This is a genomic window from Streptomyces sp. NPDC048001 (genome assembly GCF_043203115.1).
GTDB lineage: Bacteria > Actinomycetota > Actinomycetes > Streptomycetales > Streptomycetaceae > Streptomyces > Streptomyces sanyensis.
Window position 1 is genome coordinate 689,478 of sequence record NZ_JBIDBN010000001.1, and the last position, 15,739, is coordinate 705,216.

13 protein-coding genes are annotated in these 15,739 nt (G+C 75.9%); 5 read left to right on the forward strand and 8 right to left on the reverse strand.

Annotated features, from left to right (window positions below; all coding sequences use genetic code 11):
- Genes ACGF15_RS02940 through ACGF15_RS02950 form a run of 3 tightly spaced genes read right to left on the reverse strand, consistent with a single transcriptional unit; the run spans nt 1 to nt 3,904 of the window.
- Entirely contained in the window at nt 1-2,406 is a 2,406-nt protein-coding gene (locus tag ACGF15_RS02940) for a xanthine dehydrogenase family protein molybdopterin-binding subunit (RefSeq protein ID WP_392796689.1), read from the reverse strand.
- Between the two features lie 2 nt (nt 2,407-2,408).
- On the reverse strand, nt 2,409-3,011 hold the full coding sequence (locus tag ACGF15_RS02945; protein WP_345609185.1) for a (2Fe-2S)-binding protein: 603 nt from the start codon (nt 3,009-3,011) through the stop codon (nt 2,409-2,411).
- A 2-nt stretch (nt 3,012-3,013) separates the two neighbouring features.
- Nucleotides 3,014-3,904 (reverse strand): xanthine dehydrogenase family protein subunit M, encoded by an 891-nt coding sequence (locus tag ACGF15_RS02950; RefSeq protein ID WP_345609187.1) that lies wholly within the window; start codon nt 3,902-3,904, stop codon nt 3,014-3,016.
- 293 nt (nt 3,905-4,197) lie between these two features.
- On the opposite strand from ACGF15_RS02950, the gene ACGF15_RS02955 reads away from it, so the two are divergent.
- The 3 genes from ACGF15_RS02955 (at nt 4,198) to ACGF15_RS02965 (ending at nt 7,883) form a co-directional block, all read left to right on the forward strand.
- The gene (locus ACGF15_RS02955) at nt 4,198-5,901 is read left to right on the forward strand and encodes a PucR family transcriptional regulator (protein WP_392796887.1); all 1,704 of its coding nucleotides are present in this window, start codon (nt 4,198-4,200) and stop codon (nt 5,899-5,901) included.
- Nucleotides 5,902-6,576: 675 nt separating this feature from the next.
- Nucleotides 6,577-7,374 carry a hypothetical protein gene (locus tag ACGF15_RS02960; protein ID WP_345609189.1) on the forward strand — a complete coding sequence of 266 codons (798 nt, stop codon included), beginning with the start codon at nt 6,577-6,579 and terminating at the stop codon, nt 7,372-7,374.
- On the forward strand, nt 7,371-7,883 hold the full coding sequence (locus ACGF15_RS02965; protein WP_345609191.1) for a protein phosphatase: 513 nt from the start codon (nt 7,371-7,373) through the stop codon (nt 7,881-7,883). The genes ACGF15_RS02960 and ACGF15_RS02965 overlap by 4 nt, the downstream gene beginning before the upstream one ends.
- Before the next feature lie 82 nt (nt 7,884-7,965).
- Here ACGF15_RS02965 and ACGF15_RS02970 read toward each other — a convergent pair whose 3' ends face one another.
- From ACGF15_RS02970 to ACGF15_RS02980, 3 genes are all read right to left on the reverse strand, one after another.
- Complete coding sequence (locus ACGF15_RS02970; RefSeq protein ID WP_345609193.1) at nt 7,966-8,337, reverse strand: hypothetical protein; 372 nt, start codon at nt 8,335-8,337, stop codon at nt 7,966-7,968.
- Between the two features lie 274 nt (nt 8,338-8,611).
- On the reverse strand, nt 8,612-9,814 hold the full coding sequence (locus tag ACGF15_RS02975; protein ID WP_345609195.1) for a hypothetical protein: 1,203 nt from the start codon (nt 9,812-9,814) through the stop codon (nt 8,612-8,614).
- 11 nt (nt 9,815-9,825) lie between these two features.
- Nucleotides 9,826-10,734: a GntR family transcriptional regulator gene (locus tag ACGF15_RS02980; RefSeq protein WP_392796690.1), complete on the reverse strand. Its 909-nt coding sequence runs from the start codon at nt 10,732-10,734 to the stop codon at nt 9,826-9,828.
- A 145-nt stretch (nt 10,735-10,879) separates the two neighbouring features.
- Between ACGF15_RS02980 and ACGF15_RS02985 the strand changes: the two genes are divergently transcribed.
- A complete protein-coding gene (locus tag ACGF15_RS02985) occupies nt 10,880-11,725 on the forward strand; it encodes a (2Fe-2S)-binding protein (protein ID WP_392796691.1) in 846 nt (281 codons plus the stop codon).
- A 214-nt stretch (nt 11,726-11,939) separates the two neighbouring features.
- Complete coding sequence (locus ACGF15_RS02990; RefSeq protein ID WP_362609839.1) at nt 11,940-13,028, forward strand: DUF2637 domain-containing protein; 1,089 nt, start codon at nt 11,940-11,942, stop codon at nt 13,026-13,028.
- Between the two features lie 306 nt (nt 13,029-13,334).
- Here ACGF15_RS02990 and ACGF15_RS02995 read toward each other — a convergent pair whose 3' ends face one another.
- Entirely contained in the window at nt 13,335-13,742 is a 408-nt protein-coding gene (locus tag ACGF15_RS02995; protein ID WP_392796692.1) for an ATP-binding protein, read from the reverse strand.
- Nucleotides 13,743-13,998: 256 nt separating this feature from the next.
- A complete protein-coding gene (locus ACGF15_RS03000; protein ID WP_392796693.1) occupies nt 13,999-15,594 on the reverse strand; it encodes a protein phosphatase 2C domain-containing protein in 1,596 nt (531 codons plus the stop codon).
- Nucleotides 15,595-15,739: the final 145 nt, after the last annotated feature.

Below are 15,739 nucleotides of genomic sequence, written 5' to 3' on the forward strand. Positions count from 1 at the left end.
TCAGGTTCCGGTGAGGTGCTCGGGGCGCACCGGCGTCCTGTTCAGCTCCAGCCCGGTCGCGTTCCGGATCGCCGCGAGGACGGCCGGGGTGGACGACAGGGTGGGGGCCTCGCCGATGCCGCGCAGCCCGTAGGGGGCGTGCTCGTCGGCGAGTTCGAGCACGTCGACCGGGATGGTCGGCGTGTCGAGGATCGTGGGGATCAGGTAGTCCGTGAAGGAGGGGTTCCTGACCTTGGCCGTCTTGGGGTCGACGATGATCTCCTCCATCACCGCCACGCCCAGGCCCTGGGTGGTGCCGCCCTGGATCTGGCCGATGACGGAGAGCGGGTTGAGGGCCTTGCCCACGTCCTGGGCGCAGGCCAGCTCGATCACCTTGACCAGGCCGAGTTCGGTGTCGACCTCGACCACGGCCCGGTGGGCGGCGAAGGAGTACTGGACGTGGCCGTTGCCCTGGCCGGTGCGCAGGTCGAAGGCCTCGGTGGGACGGTGGCGCCACTCGGCCTCGATCTCGACGGCCTCGTCCTCCAGCACGTCCGCCAGGGAGGCCAGTACCTCGCCGCCGTCGGTGACGACCTTGCCGCCCTCCAGGAGGAGTTCGGCGGTGGCCCAGGCCGGGTGGTAGGAGCCGAACTTGCGGCGCCCGATCTCCAGGACCTTCTCGCGGACCAGCTCGCAGGAGTTCCTGACCGCGCCGCCGGTGACATAGGTCTGGCGGGAGGCCGAGGTGGAGCCGGCGGAGCCGACCTGGGTGTCGGCGGGGTGGATGGTCACCTGGGTGACGCCGAGTTCGGTGCGGGCGATCTGGGCGTGGACGGTGATCCCGCCCTGGCCGACCTCCGCCATCGCGGTGTGCACCACGGCGACGGGCTCGCCGCCGATGACCTCGATGCGCACCCTGGCGGTGGAGTAGTCGTCGAAGCCCTCGGAGAAGCCGACGTTCTTGATGCCGACCGCGTAGCCGACACCGCGGACGACGCCCTCGCCGTGGGTGGTGTTGGACAGGCCGCCGGGCAGCGCGCGGACGTCGGCGCCCTCGGTGGTCTCCCACTGGCGCTCGGGCGGCAGCGGGCGGGCCTTGACGCGGCGGAGCAGCTCGGCGACGGGCGCGGGCGAGTCGACCGGCTGGCCGGTGGGCAGCAGGGTGCCCTGCTCCATGGCGTTGAGCTGCCGGAGGGCGACCGGGTCCATGTCGAGGGCCGCGGCGAGCTTGTCCATCTGCGCCTCGTAGGCGAAGCACGCCTGGACCGCGCCGAAGCCGCGCATGGCGCCGCAGGGCGGGTTGTTGGTGTAGAGGGCGATCGCCTCGATGTCCACGTCCTCGACCACGTAGGGGCCGACGGAGAGGGAGGAGGCGTTGCCGACGACGGCCGGGGAGGCGGAGGCGTAGGCGCCGCCGTCCAGCACGATCCGGCAGCGCATGTGGGTGAGCTTTCCGTCCCTGGTCGCGCCGTGCTCGTACCAGAGCTTCGCCGGGTGGCGGTGGACGTGGCCGAAGAAGGACTCGAAGCGGTTGTAGACGATCTTGACGGGCTTGCCGGTGCGCAGCGCGAGCAGGCAGGCGTGGATCTGCATGGACAGGTCCTCGCGGCCGCCGAAGGCCCCGCCGACCCCGGAGAGCGTCATGCGGACCTTCTCCTCGGGCAGGCCGAGGACGGGGGCGATCTGGCGCAGGTCGGAGTGGAGCCACTGGGTCGCGACGTACAGGTCGACGCCGCCGTCCTCGGCCGGAACCGCGAGGCCGGACTCCGGGCCCAGGAAGGCCTGGTCCTGCATGCCGAAGGTGTACTCGCCGGAGACGACGACATCGGCGCGCGCGGCGGCCGCGTCGGCGTCGCCGCGGACGATCGGCTGGCGGTGGACGATGTTGGGGTGGGGCACGTGGCCGACGTGGTGGTCGTCACGGCCCGGGTGCAGCAGCGGGGCGTCCTCGGCGACCGCGGAGGCCTCGTCGGTGACGACGGGCAGCTCCCGGTACTCGACCTTGATCTTCGCGGCGGCGCGGCGGGCCGTCTCGGGGTGGTCGGCGGCCACCAGGGCGACCGGCTCGCCGTGGTGGCGGACCACACCGTTGGCGAGGACGGGGGTGTCCTGGATCTCCAGTCCGTAGTTCCTCACCTCGGTGGGCAGGTCCTCGTAGGTGAGGACCGCGTAGACGCCGGCCTGGGCGAGTGCCTCGGAGGTGTCGATGGAGACGATCTCGGCATGGGCGACGGTGGAGCGCAGGATCTGGCCCCAGAGCATGTCCTCGTGCCACATGTCCGAGGAGTAGGCGAACTCGCCGGTGACCTTCAGGGTGCCGTCCGGGCGGAGGGTGGACTCCCCGATGCCGCCCCTGGTGCGGGAGCCCTGGGTGACCTCGGTGGGGGTGCCCGCGGGGGTGGACGCGACCCGGGTGTGCTGCGTCATCGTCAGACCGCCTCTTCCTGGCGCTCCTGGCGGGCGGCCGCGAGGCGGACGGCGTCCAGGATCTTCTCGTAGCCCGTGCAGCGGCAGAGGTTGCCGGAGAGGGCCTCGCGGATGTCCTCGTCCGTGGGCGAGGGGTTGCGCTCCAGCATCTCGTCGGCGGCGACGAGGAGACCGGGGGTGCAGAAGCCGCACTGGACGGCCCCGGCGTCGATGAAGGCCTGCTGGATCGGGGCCAGTTCGGTGCCCTCGCCGGTGTGGGAGTCGGTGCCCTTGGCGCTCCAGCCCTGGGCGTCCTGGAGGCTGGTGCCGCCCGGGGCGCCGCCGCAGGCCCCGGAGGCGCAGCCCTCCTCGCGCTGCCTGGCGTAGTCCGCCAGGCCCTCGACGGTGACGACCTCGCGGCCCTCGACCTGGCCCGCGGCGACGAGGCAGGAGCAGACCGGGACGCCGTCGAGGCGCACGGTGCACGAACCGCACTCGCCCTGCTCGCAGGCGTTCTTGGAACCGGGCAGGCCCAGGCGCTCGCGCAGCACGTACAGCAGGCTCTCGCCCTCCCAGACGTCGTCGGCCTCCTGGCGGCGTCCGTTGACGGTGAAGTTGACGCGCATGGCTATGCAGCTCCTTCCAGCGTGCGGGCGGTGCCGCGGTACTGCTCCCAGGTCCAGCCGAGGGTGCGGCGGGCCATGATGCCGACGGCGTGGCGGCGGTACCGGGCGGTGCCGCGGACGTCGTCGATGGGGTTGCAGGCGCCGGAGGCGAGCTCGGCGAACTGCTTGGCGACCGACGGGGTGATGATCTTGCCGCTGTCCCAGAAGCCGCCCTCGTCGAGTGCGGCGTTCAGGAAGTCCTCCGCCTCCTTGGCGCGGACGGGGGTGGGGGCGGCGGAGCCGATGCCGGTGCGGACGGTGCGGGTCTCGGGGTGGAGCGCGAGACCGAAGGCGCACACCGCGATGACCATGGCGTTGCGGGTGCCGACCTTGGAGTACTGCTGCGGTCCGTCGGCCTTCCTGATGTGCACCGCGCGGATCAGCTCGTCGGGGGCGAGGGCGTTGCGCTTGACCCCGGTGTAGAAGGCGTCGATCGGGATCATGCGGGAGCCGCGGACGGACTCCGCCTCCACCTCGGCGCCCGCGGCCAGCAGGGCCGGGTGGGCGTCGCCGGCCGGGGAGGCGGTGCCGAGGTTGCCGCCGACGCCGCCGCGGTTGCGGATCTGGGGGGAGGCCACCGTGTGCGAGGCGAGGGCCAGGCCCGGAAGCTCGGTCCTCAGGTTCTCCATGATCGCGGTGTAGGGGACGGAGGCACCCAGCCGGACGCTCTCGCCGCCGACCTCCCATTCGGTGAGTTCGCCGATGCGGTTGAGGTCCAGGAGGTACTCGGGCCGGCGGTGGTCGAAGTTGATCTCGACCATCACATCGGTGCCACCCGCGATGGGGACAGCCGTGGGGTGCTCTGCCTTCGCAGCGAGCGCCTCCTCCCAGCTGGCGGGGCGAAGGAAGTCCATGAGCGGCTCTCTTCTTCTTGGTCGAATCTGATCGGGGTCCGTCGCAACGGGCCCGGGACGGCCGGCCCTCGACTGGATGTTCATGCGCTGTTCATGCGATGTGGTCCAGTACACAAGCCGCCACCGGCGGGGTGCAGTCACCGAAACCATGAAGGAGTTGGCTGGCCGCCTCCCTCGTCTTGTAGATTCGAACGAAAGGCGGACACCGGCAACCTCACCGTTTCCCCCCGGAAACCGTGGCCACGGCTTTCCGCCTGGTACCGGCCAACCAACGACAGATCGGCGGCGACGACATGCGGCTGCGCGCACTGCTGGAGACCGATGCGCTGGGGCTGCGCCTGCTCGGCGGCGAGGAGGAGCTGGACCGCGGGGTGCGGGGCGTGATGACCACCGACCTCAAGGACCCGAGCCGCTACCTCTCCGGCGGGGAGCTCGTGCTGACGGGTCTGGCGTGGCGGCGAGGCCCCGAGGACTCCGAGCCCTTCGTGCGGATCCTCGCGGGCGCCCAGGTGGCGGGGCTGGCGGCGGGCGAGGCGGAGCTCGGGGACATCCCCGAGGATCTCGTCCAGGCGTGTTCGCGCCATCGGCTGCCGCTCTTCGCGGTGAACGAGTCCGTTGCGTTCGCGACGATCACGGAGCATGTCGTCCGCCAGGTCTCCGGGGAGCGGGCAGGGGACCTCGCCGCCGTCGTCGACAGGCACAGACGGCTGATGACCTCCGGCCCCACGGGCGGCGGCCCCGACGCGGTGCTCGACCTCCTCGGCTCCGACCTGGACCTGCGCGCCTGGGTGCTGTCCCCCACCGGCCGCCGGATCGCCGGCCCCGGCGAGGCTCTCGCCCGGCCGACGGCGGCCGCCCTCGCGGGCGAGCACCTCGCCGCCGTCCGGGCCGGTCGGCGCACCCCCCACCGGGCGGCCGTGGACGGGACCACGTACTCGCTGTTCCCGATCCGCAACGCCGCGCGAAGCGGCGGGCCCGCCGCCCGCGACGTGCGCGAGCAGGTGCTCTCGGACTGGCTGCTGGCCGTCGAGGCGGACGCCGCCGACTGGCCCGCCGCCCGGCTGGACCTGCTCCAGGGCGTCACCCAGCTGATCGCGGTCGAGCGGGACCGGCGGGAGGCGGCACGCACCGTGCGCCGCAGGCTGGCGCAGGAGGTGCTGGAGCTGGTCCAGACGGGAGCCGCACCGGCGGAGATCGCCGCCCGGCTGCGGGTGGCCGCGCCGGTGCTGCTGCCGGGCCTCGGCACGGCGCCGCACTGGCAGGTCGTGGTCGCACGGGTCGACTGGGGAGGTCCGCAGGCGGACTCCGAGCCCGGCCCGGTCGCCCAGTCCCTGCTGGAGGAGGTGCTGGTGGACCCCGCGGTGACGGGGGCCGACTCCGCGGACCGGATCGCCGTCGCCCACTCGGGCGACGAGGCGATCGCCCTGGTGCCGCTGCCGCCGCTGGGGCCCCCGGGCGCGGACGGGGAGGGCGGGCGGGGTGCGGCACCGGACGCGGACGCGGGCCTGCACGCCGACGCACTGCTCTCCTCCGTGCAGGAGCCGCTGTCCGCGGGGCTGGCCGACGACGGCCGCCTCACCCTGGGGGTCAGCGCGGCCGTGCACTCGGCCGAGGGGCTGCGCGGAGCGCTGGAGGAGGCGCGGCACGCCCGACGGGTGGCCGCCGCCCGCCCCGGGCGGGTCTGCGCGGCGGGCCACCATGAGCTCGCCTCCCATGTGCTGCTGCTGCCCTTCGTGCCGGACGACGTCCGGCGGGCCTTCACCGCACGGCTGCTGGACCCGCTGCGGGACTACGACCGCAGGCACCGGGCGGAGCTGATCCCCACCCTGGAGGCGTTCCTGGACTGCGACGGCTCCTGGACGCGCTGCGCGGGCCGGCTGCACCTGCACGTGAACACGCTGCGCTACCGCGTGGGGCGCATCGAGCAGCTCACCGGCCGGGACCTGTCCCGGCTGGAGGACAAGCTGGACTTCTTCCTGGCGTTGCGGATGTCCTGACGCCCCGGCACCCGGCCCCGGACGGACGCCGGTACGGACCAACGCGGGTACGGACGGACCCCGGTACGGACGGACGGCGGTCCGCGTGGGCGGCGTACGCAGGGCGCCGGTACGGACGGAGGGCACCCGGGGGCGCGGACCGGACACCGCACGGCGCCCCGGGTCCCGGGCGGCACCGGCCCGTCCTCCGGCCGTGCGTCGGCGCGCACCGCACGGTCTACGCAGCCGTCCACACGGCCGGCGACGCACGCGCCCCGCCTGCTGCGCATTCCGGCGTAGGCGGCGTCCGCGTCCGGGCGGGGAGCCCGCCCGCGGGCGTCGCCCCGACCGCCGGCGGGGCGCCTCCGGCAGGGGGCGGTGCGGCGCCTCACCCGCCCGGCCGCCCGGCGCCCTCACCCGTGGGGGTCGAGACGGATACCGCCGGATTGACGACGAACGGGCCGGTGGGGAGGGGTCCCTGGGGGCGCGGCCGGGAGGCCGGCCCCGCTCAACCACGGGGGCGGTGGGGGTTCCGGCACCCCCGGCGACCGTTCCCACCGCGATCCGGTCGTCCGCCGAAAGATTGTGAACCAATTCACTCGACCCCTTGGCCCGGTGCGCGGATCCGTGCTGAGATTCCCTCCTGACTCGACAGCTCAATGGCGTGCTAGGGGAGGGCAAGTGGCGCATACCGCCATGTCTGGTTCCGGAACCACAGCAGGTGACGATCCCCTCCAGACCGCGGTATGGCGGCTGCGCTCGCGCGGCTGTTGGACCGACGCTGCGGCGCTCCTGACGGACCGCGCGGACGAGCCGGCGGCGGCTCTGGAGCGGGCCGGGCTGCTCGTCGAGCGGTGCCTGTTCACCTCCGAGGGCTGGGCCGAGGCCGAGGACGCCCTGCGGACGGCCGAGGCCGTGGCGGGCGACGACGAGGAGCGCGGCGGGGCCGCGAGCGAGCGGGGCAGGCTGGCCTACACCGCCACCCGGCTCGGTGTCCGGGACCGTGCGGACGAGGCGCGCTCGGCGCTGGGCCGCGCGGCGGCGCTGCTGTCGCCGGTCTCGCCCCGCCGTCCGCTGCTCGACTTCCGGCGGGGGCTGGTCGCCGAGCACATCGGCGACGCCCCCCAGGCGGCGAGGGCGGCCTACCAGCGGGCGCACGCGGGCGCGGAGGCCCAGGAGGACCCGCTGCTGCTGTCCTTCACCTGGGAGCAGCTCGCGGGGATCGACCTGGCGGAGGGGGATGCGGCGGCGGCCCGTACGGGGTTCACCGAGTGCCTGCGGATCCGCGAGGAACTCGGCTACCTCGTGGGCACGGTGCCCGCGCTCGCCGGGCTCGCGGACTGCACGCCCGACCCGGACGCGGAGCGGCTCCGGGCCGAGGCGCGACGCCTGTTCCGGCTGCTGGGCGGAGTGCCGGTGTCCCTGGCGGGGCGGCTCTCCGCCGTCCCCGCCCAGCCTTCCCCGGAGACGCACCCGGAGCCCGCCGCACCGTGAGGACGCGCCGCAGGGAGGGCGACGTACCGGAGCCCCGGACCCGCTGGGACGAGATCACCACCGGGCTGTGGATGGGCGGTCATGTGTGGTCCGACGGCGTACTGGCGCATCAGGACGTGGTGGTGGGCCGCGAGTTCGACCTGGTGATCAGCCTCTGGACGCGCAGCGGGCACGGTCCGGCGGGCGGTGTGGAGCACCGGGTGGCGCCCATCCCGGACGACTGGCTGACCGCCGGTGAGATCGACACCGTGCGCCGCCTGGCCGTGGTCGCGGCGGACGCGGTGCGCGACGGACGCAGGGTGCTGGCGCGCTGCTACTCGGGCTACAACCGCTCGGGCCTGGTGGTGGCGCAGACCCTGATCGAGCTGGGGCACGACGGCGGCAGTGCCATCGACCGCGTGCGGCTGCGGCGTTCGCCGTGGGCGCTGCACAATCCGGCCTTCGAGCAGTATCTGCTGACGGGGCTGGACGTGGCCTCGCTGCTGTCGGGGCTGGACCCCCCGCCCTGACCGGGGGCGGCCCGGGGCCCGGGCCGCCCGGAGCGGCCGGGGCACCCGCCCGGGTGGACGGCGCCGGAGAAGGTGGGCGGCGTCAGAGGAAGGGCAGGACCTGCTCCGGGAACAGCAGGGCCAGGACGAAGCCGAGGGCGACGGCGATCCAGATGAAGGCCCACACCCCGCCCCGGCGGACGGGCGCCCGCCCGGGCGCGCTCCAGGCGCGCCAGCCCTCCGGCTCGGCGCGGCCCCCGCGGCGGCGCCGCCGCGGCCTCAGGCGGCGCAGCCCGCGGCTCCGCCGGGCGGCTTCCTCGTCCTGGCGGCGCAGGCGCTCGGCGACGATGCGCGAGCGTGCGGAGGGCTCCTTCGGCGCCCGCAGCCGGGCCGGGCCCTCGCTCTCGATCTGGAAGGCCTTCCACTCCTCGTCGGAGTAGGACGCCCGCGGTTCGTCGGACTGCTCGTCGGCCATGGCACCCCCTGACACCTGCGACGGCTCCGTCCGTCCTGAACGGATGGGCTCCCAGGGTAGTCCACCCATGGCCACGATATGACCGAACGTGATGCGTTCACGACGGGCCGGATCGCGGCCCGCCGCGCGCCTCCGCCCGTCGCGCGCCTCCGCCCGTCGCGGGTCTCCGGTCGCCGCGGGTCTCCGGTCGCAGGGCCGGTGCGAGCGGTTCCGGGCGGCCGCCCGGCGCCGGCCGAGCACACGGCCGCCCGGTGCGGGCCGAGCACACGGCCGCTCAGTGCGGGCGGAGCATGACGAGCGCCTCGTCGGTGGCCACCACGAGCTCGCCGGACCGGGTCGCGGCGACCGCCCGCACCGCAGGACCCGGCCGGAAGCCCGGGCAGGGGCCCGGTCCGGGGCCGTACAGCTCGGCCAGGCCGTCGGCCCAGGCCACCGCCACCGCCGGGCCCCGCCCGGTGACCGCCGCATGGAGGGCCACCACGGCGTGGCCGCGCTCGGCGAGTTCCTCCCCGCCCGCCCCACGGCCGGAGCGCCCGGGGCGCCAGCGGCGGACGGCGCCGTCGGCGCCACCGCTGAACACCACCGGCCCCGCCGCGGCGAGCGCCGTGACCCGGCCCGCGTGGAGCGCCGCCTGGTCCAGCCCGGCCGGGCCGAAGGCGTGCACCGACCCGGTCCGGTCCCCCACCGCTATCGCCCCGCCGCCCACGGCGAGGGCCGTGCCGGGGTGGACCTCCAGCGTGGCCGCCACGGCCCTGGTGAGGGCGCTGCCGGGGCCCCGGGTCCGCAGCCGCCCGCGCTCGTCGAGGATCAGCAGGGTGGCGTCGGGCAGTGCGGCGAGGGCACGGATCCGGGCGGCGGTCGGCACCGCCACCGGGCGCCGCTCGTCGAGGCCGTGCACGGTGCCGGAGCGGTCGGCGACCAGGAGCCGGCCCGCGAAGTCGGCGAGCGCCACCACGGGCCCGGGAGCCTCCCAGCGGTCGGCCACGGACCAGTCGGCCGCGGCGGCCAGGGCTCCCAGCGCGGCCCGCAGCACGGCGGGGGCGTCCGGGGGAAGGGCGGCGAGCAGGACCAGCGCACGGTCGGCCGGCGCCTGCTCCCGCACCAGCGCCTGTCCCGCGCGCAGCCAGGCGGTGCGCAGCCCGCCGCGGTCGTCCTCGTCCGCCTCGAAGGCCGCCGTCACCTTCAAGGGGTCCGCCGCACAGAGGGCAGCCGGGTCGCCCGGGTGGGGGTCCGGTGGCGGGGGCGGGGCGGGCTCCGGACCGGGCGCCTGTTCCCCGGAGGGTTCGAGGAGGATCCGCCCGTGCCCGAACTCGCCCAGTATCCGGGCGAGTTCGCCGAGCTTCTCGGGGTCGTGCCCGAGCGGGGCGAGGCGCACCGGGCCGCGCGGCGGTCCGGAGAGCAGGGCGGACTGGAGTTCCGCGGGCGTCGTGGCCACCACACCGAGCTGGTTGGCCACCGCCCAGACCGTGCCGCGCACCGATCCTCCCGTCAGGCGTCCGAGCCGGAGATGTGCCCGCGGACCAGCGAGCGGACGACGTCGAGGTCCTGCGCGATCAGCGCCTCCAGCAGGGCCGTGTGCTCGGCCGCGTCCGCGGCGAGGGCGGCCCGGTCCGGCGCCGCGGCGCCGGGGGCGGGCGGCGGCCACCGGGAGCTGCGGTGCAGTTCCTCGGCGAGCGCGAGCAGCCGCCGGTTGCCCGCGAGGGAGAGGAGGGCGCGGTGGAAGGCGAGGTCCGCCTCGGCGTAGGCGGCGCGGTCCCCGGCTGCCGCGGCCGCGGCCGTCGCCTCGGCGAGCGGACGCAGTTGCTCCCACCGCCCGGCGGGCACGGTCCTCGCGAGGCGGAGGACCACGGGCACCTCGATCAGCGCCCGCACCTCGGCGAGTTCGGCCAGTTCGGCGGCGGAGCGCACGCAGACGCGGAAGCCGCGGTTGGGGACCACGTCCACGGCGCCCTCGGAGGCGAGCTGCTGCATGGCCTCCCGCACCGGGGTGGCCGAGACGCCGAAGCGCGCGCCGAGGGCGGGGGCGGAGTAGACGCGCCCGGGTTCCAGCTGGCCGCCGGCGAGCGCGGAGCGCAGCGCCTCCAGCACCTGCCCGCGCACGGAGTGGCGGCGCACCGTCCGGGGAACCGGACCGGGCGCCGGGGACGCGCTGCCACCGCCCGGGCCCGCGCCCGGTACGCCGGGCGCGGGGCGACGGCCGCCGACGCCCTGCGCCGGGGAGGGGGCGGTGCTCGGCGCGGGAGCGGCCGGTGGCCCGGCGCTCGGCGCGGGGGCAGGGGCGGCGTTCGGCGCGGGGGCGGCCGGTGGCCCGGCGGGTGCCAGAGGGGCCCGGACGGGGACGCGGGCGGCCGGGACGCACGGCCGCGCCTCGGCGGCGCGCATGCGCGCCTGCTCCATGGGAACCTCCTCCGGCCGGAGCGGCACCGCCGGTGTGCGCGGTGCCCGGTGAGCACGATAGGCGGGCAGGGCGGCAGGTCAAACACCACGATGATCGGGTAAGGTAAGCCTAACCTGCTGACGATCGCGATTCGGTGGCCCCGGCATGACCGTTCCCGCACTGCTCTCCGGCCTGTCCTCCCCCGTCGGGGCGGCCTACACACGCCTGACCGAGGTCTTCGGGGGCCTACGGGTCACGGAGCTGGCGGCCGCCGACCCGGCGCCCTCGGGGCCGGACTGGGTGGCCGCGGCGGACCTCGCCGCGGGCGGCCCGGCACTGGAGGCGTTCCTCGCCTGGGACGACGCCCAGGTCCTGCGCGACTACGGGCAGCGGGCCCGGCCCGACGTGACCGCGAGCTTCGGTCTGCACCGCTACGCCTGGCCCGCCTGCCTGCTGGTCACCGTGCCCTGGTTCCTGCTCCAGCGGGTGCCCCGGCTGCCCGTCGGCGCCGTGGCGTACCACCGGGGTGCCGGCGAGATGGCGGTGCGGGTCGGGGGCTTCGCCTGCCTTCCGGGCGACCCGGCCGCCGCGCTGCCCGGTGCGCGGGTCGTGGCGGACGAGGAGGCGCTGCGCGGTGAGGTGCGGGCGGCCGTCGCCGAGCACCTCGGCCCGGTGCTCGACGGCTTCCGCCCCCGGATGCGCCGCGGCAGCAGGGCCCTGTGGGGCATGGCGACGGACGAGATCGTCGAGGGCCTGTGGTACGTCGCCCACCTCCTCGGGGAGGAGGAGCGGGCCATGGCGGAGCTGGAACTCCTGCTGCCCGGCACCACCCGGCCCTATGTGGGCACCGCGGGGTTCCGCCGCCTGGCCGCTCCGGGCGGCGGGTCGCTGCCCACACGGGACCGGGCGAGCTGCTGCCTGTTCTACACCCTGCGCCCGGAGGACACCTGCGTGACCTGCCCGCGCACCTGCGACGAGGACCGGGTGGAGCGCCTGCTGCGGTCGGCCTGAGAACCCACTCGGACACCCACCGCCCAGGTCCCTCGTTCGAGCGAGTCGATCTCGAACACATCCCGATCATCCTGCGTACCCGTTCGACCGGATCGCACCTATCCGTGCCGTGATCCGCCTCATTGGCGTTCACTTGCCCCGAAACCCCCTGGGGCCCCTTCGCGGTCGGCCACTATGTGCGCCGGAACGCCTACCGCGATGCAAGGGACACCGCATGAGACTGACCGACATATCGCTGGACTGGCTGCTGCCCGGCGGCGTGATGCTCCTCGGGGTCCTTGCGGCGGTCGCGGTGCTCACGCGCGGCAAGCGCGGCGGCGACACCGACAAGGCGGCCGAGGACACCTGGGAACGCAGCGAGGAGCGCCGGCGGCGCAAGGAGGCCGTCTACGGCACCGCGTCCTACGTGCTCCTCTTCTGCTGCGCCGCCGTGGCCGCGGCCCTCTCCTTCCACGGGCTGGTGGGGTTCGGGCGGCAGAACCTCAACCTCTCCGGCGGCTGGGAGTACCTGGTGCCCTTCGGACTGGACGGCGCCGCCATGTTCTGCTCCGTGCTCGCCGTGCGCGAGGCCAGCCACGGCGACGCCGCCCTCGGCTCCAGGCTGCTGGTGTGGACCTTCGCCGGGGCCGCCGCCTGGTTCAACTGGGTCCACGCGCCGCGGGGCATCGGGCACGCGGGCGCCCCGCAGTTCTTCGCGGGCATGTCGCTGTCCGCGGCCGTGCTGTTCGACCGGGCGCTCAAGCAGACCCGCCGTGCGGCGCTGCGCGAGCAGGGCCTGGTGCCCCGGCCGCTGCCGCAGATCCGCATCGTCCGCTGGCTGAGGGCTCCGCGGGAGACCTTCGCCGCCTGGTCGCTGATGCTGCTGGAAGGGGTGCGCTCGCTGGACGAGGCCGTGGACGAGGTGCGCGAGGACCGCAGGGAGAAGCAGCAGAACCGGATGCGGCGCCGGGACCAGGAGAAGCTGGAGCGCGCCAGGATCAAGGCGTACAACCGCCAGCACCGGTCCTGGGGGCTCGGACGCTCCTCCCGACCGGCCCAGCTGCCGGCCCTGGGGCCGGCGGGCGGCCAGCCGGGACAGGCGGCGGGGGGCGCGATGGTGGAGTCGGCGGGTTCCGTCGTGGAGCCCGCCATACCCGAGCCGCCGCAGCTGCCGGTACGTACCCGGCCCTCGCTCCAGGCGGTCGGTACACGTGGCCCTGAGCCGGTCACCGTGGACCTGACGGCGGAGGACGACACCCAGACGCTGCCCCGGCTCGACTCCCTGGAGCGCAAGCTCAAGGATCTGGAGCAGCAGTTCGGCTGAGTACGGCAGGGCCGCCCGTCCACCGCGGGCGGCGGCCACCGGACCGGGCGGATCCGCGCCGTGGGGCGGGCGGGTCCGCCCGGTCCGCCGTACGCGCGCACCGCGGGCGGCCGGAGCCGGGCCGCGACCGGGACCTGGCGCCGTCCGACCACAGGGCGGGGTGCGCGGCGTCCGGTGCGTGCCCTCGCACGGCGGAGGGGCGGCCTCGCCGTGGACGTACGCGGATGGCTCCGGCAACGCAGCGAGTGTGCGTGCGGGGCATCGCGCGCCGGGCAGGCGGTCGGTCGGCCGGTCGGCCGGAACGAGCTAGGCCGCTCCCGCGTGCAGTTCGAACCAGATGACCTTGCCCACCCCCTGCGCGGTGCGCACCCCCCAGGCGTCGGCGAGGCTCTCCACAAGGATCAGTCCGCGCCCCGAGGTGCCGAGCGGAGGATCCTCGGGCGCCCGCCCCGGATCGGGGTCGGGGGCGTCCCGCACGGGCAGTCCGGCCACGAAGTCGCGGACCTCCACATGGAGTCGGCGGTCCTCCACCGTTGCCGTCACCACGGCGCCCCGGTCGGTGTGGATCAGGGCGTTGGTCACCAGTTCGCTGGCCAGCAGCTCCGCCACGTCGACGGCGTCCACGGTGTGGTCGGCACCGGGGCTCGCGGCGTCCGCGCCGGGCTCGGGCCACTTGCCGAGCAGATCGCGTAACGCGTGGCGGACCTCGGGCACGGCCGTGAGGTCACCGCTGCAGAGTCTCCTGTGCAGCCGTCCCCGCACTTCGGTGCCCCCGTGACGTCCTGTCATGTTCCCCCCACTCGGGCCGAGTCCGCACTGCGTGTCCGTTCATGGTTCGTAGACGTTCACGGGATGCATGCCCCACCGGCGGAACGCCACGCATGGGATTCCCCGGTACCGGAAGGCGGGCCTCAGGGCGGCGGACGGTGCGTAGGCCGGATCGGGCCATGCCGGGCGGCCGCCGGGGGCCTCATGCCTCCCAGACCGCCACCGCGGTGCGGTCGTCGGCATAGCCCTTCACCCGCAGCTGGGCGTCGGCCAGGAACTCCGCCATGCCGGGCGGCTCCGCTCCCGCCCAGCGCAGTGCCAGTTCACGGGCGAGGGCGGCCTCGCCCCGGAACGGGTCGGCGAGCCCGCCGCTGCACAGCAGCAGGGTGTCACCGGGACGGGCCACCGAGGCACGGAAGCGGAACGGCTCGGCGGGCGGCGGGAGCGGGTCCCCGGCAGGGGCGCCGGGTGGTGCGGCGACGTTCAGGTCCAGGGTGAGCCGGTCTCCGCCGGGGCCCGCCTCCGGGACGTCACGGGCGACCGGGCCCCGCTCGGGCGAGCCGTAGCCCACGACGGGCCCGCCCGTCGCGGGGGCCGACGGTTCCAGGTCGTGCCAGGCTCCGTCGCGCAGCCGGAACAGCCCGCCGGGTCCGACACCGAAGAAGACCCGGGTGCGGCACCGGGGGTCGGCGGGCAGCAGCAGGCAGCGCAGCCCCGCGGTGTACTCCTCGGGGGCGATGCCGAGTTCCGCGGCCCGGGAGCGCAGCCTGCCGTAGCCACGGTCGGTGAGCCGGTGCAGGCCGGACTTCAGGTCGTCGCGGCGAGCGGCCCTTATGTCGTCGGCGAGCCGGGCGTGGCTGCGTCCGATCGCCGTGCAGATCCGGCGGCAGAGCTCGGCGGCCGCGAACGGCGCATGACCGGTGTGCCGACTGCCTCCCGCGACGGCCACGAGGACGAGCGCGCCCTCCCCGGTCCCGAAGCGGGCGGTCATCAGCGCGTCGCTGCGCGGGGCGCCCCGGAAGCGTGCGGAGTCGCCGCGCACGGAGGCCGCGCGCAGGGTGTAGGTGCCGTAGCGCGCACCGTCGAGGACCGTGTCGGGAACGACCCGGTCCGGCGCCAGGGGGTCGGCGGCGGGGAGCGCGGTGGGTTCGGGCTCGTAGGTGGGCGGTCCCGCCCCCACCACCTCGACCCGGGGCCGCGGCACGGCACCCGGCGGCTCCGCCTCGGTGCGCCCCGCCCCCTGCGCCGGGCCACCGGGGACGGCGGCCCCTGCGGCGGGTTCCCGGGCCGGCTCCGGCGGCACCGGGGACGGCGGGGATGCCGGGGACGGCGTGGGTGCCGGGGGCGGGGGCGTCCCGGGGCGCCGCTCGCGGGCGGCTGCGTCCCCGGGGCCCGCCCGCCCGGGGGACGCGGCCGGTGGGCGGGCGGGGGGAGGCGGCACCTCGGGAGGTGCGGGCCGGGCGGGCGGGTGGTCCGCCGGATCCACCGCACCTCCGACGGCCCCCGCGGGAGCGGCGGGCGGGGGCGGCGGCGCGGCGGGCGGGGGCGGGGGCTCCCCGGGAGCAGCGGCGCGGCCGGGGACGCGGGGGTCCGGGGCCCCCGGCCCGGCGGGCGGCCCGCCCGCCCCCTCCGGGGTCCGGGACAGGGCACCGGCGGCAGAGTCGAAGCGGTCGTCCAGGCTGTCGCCGGCCGGGGCGGGCGGGGGGCCCGTGTCCGGGGCGCTCTCCTCGTAGAGCCGCCGCCACCACTCGTCCTCGGACCGCGGGCCGACCGGCGGCCTCTCCCCCTGATCGCTCATGCCGGTATCTTCCACCGCCCGCCGTCCGGAAAAACGGTGTCCGCCGAAAAATGGCAATACGACGCATGGGGCCCCGGCGGCGGCGCAGGTGGTCCGCCAGGCGACCCAACCCCCCACGGGAAGATCGCCCGGCGGACCCGTCGTG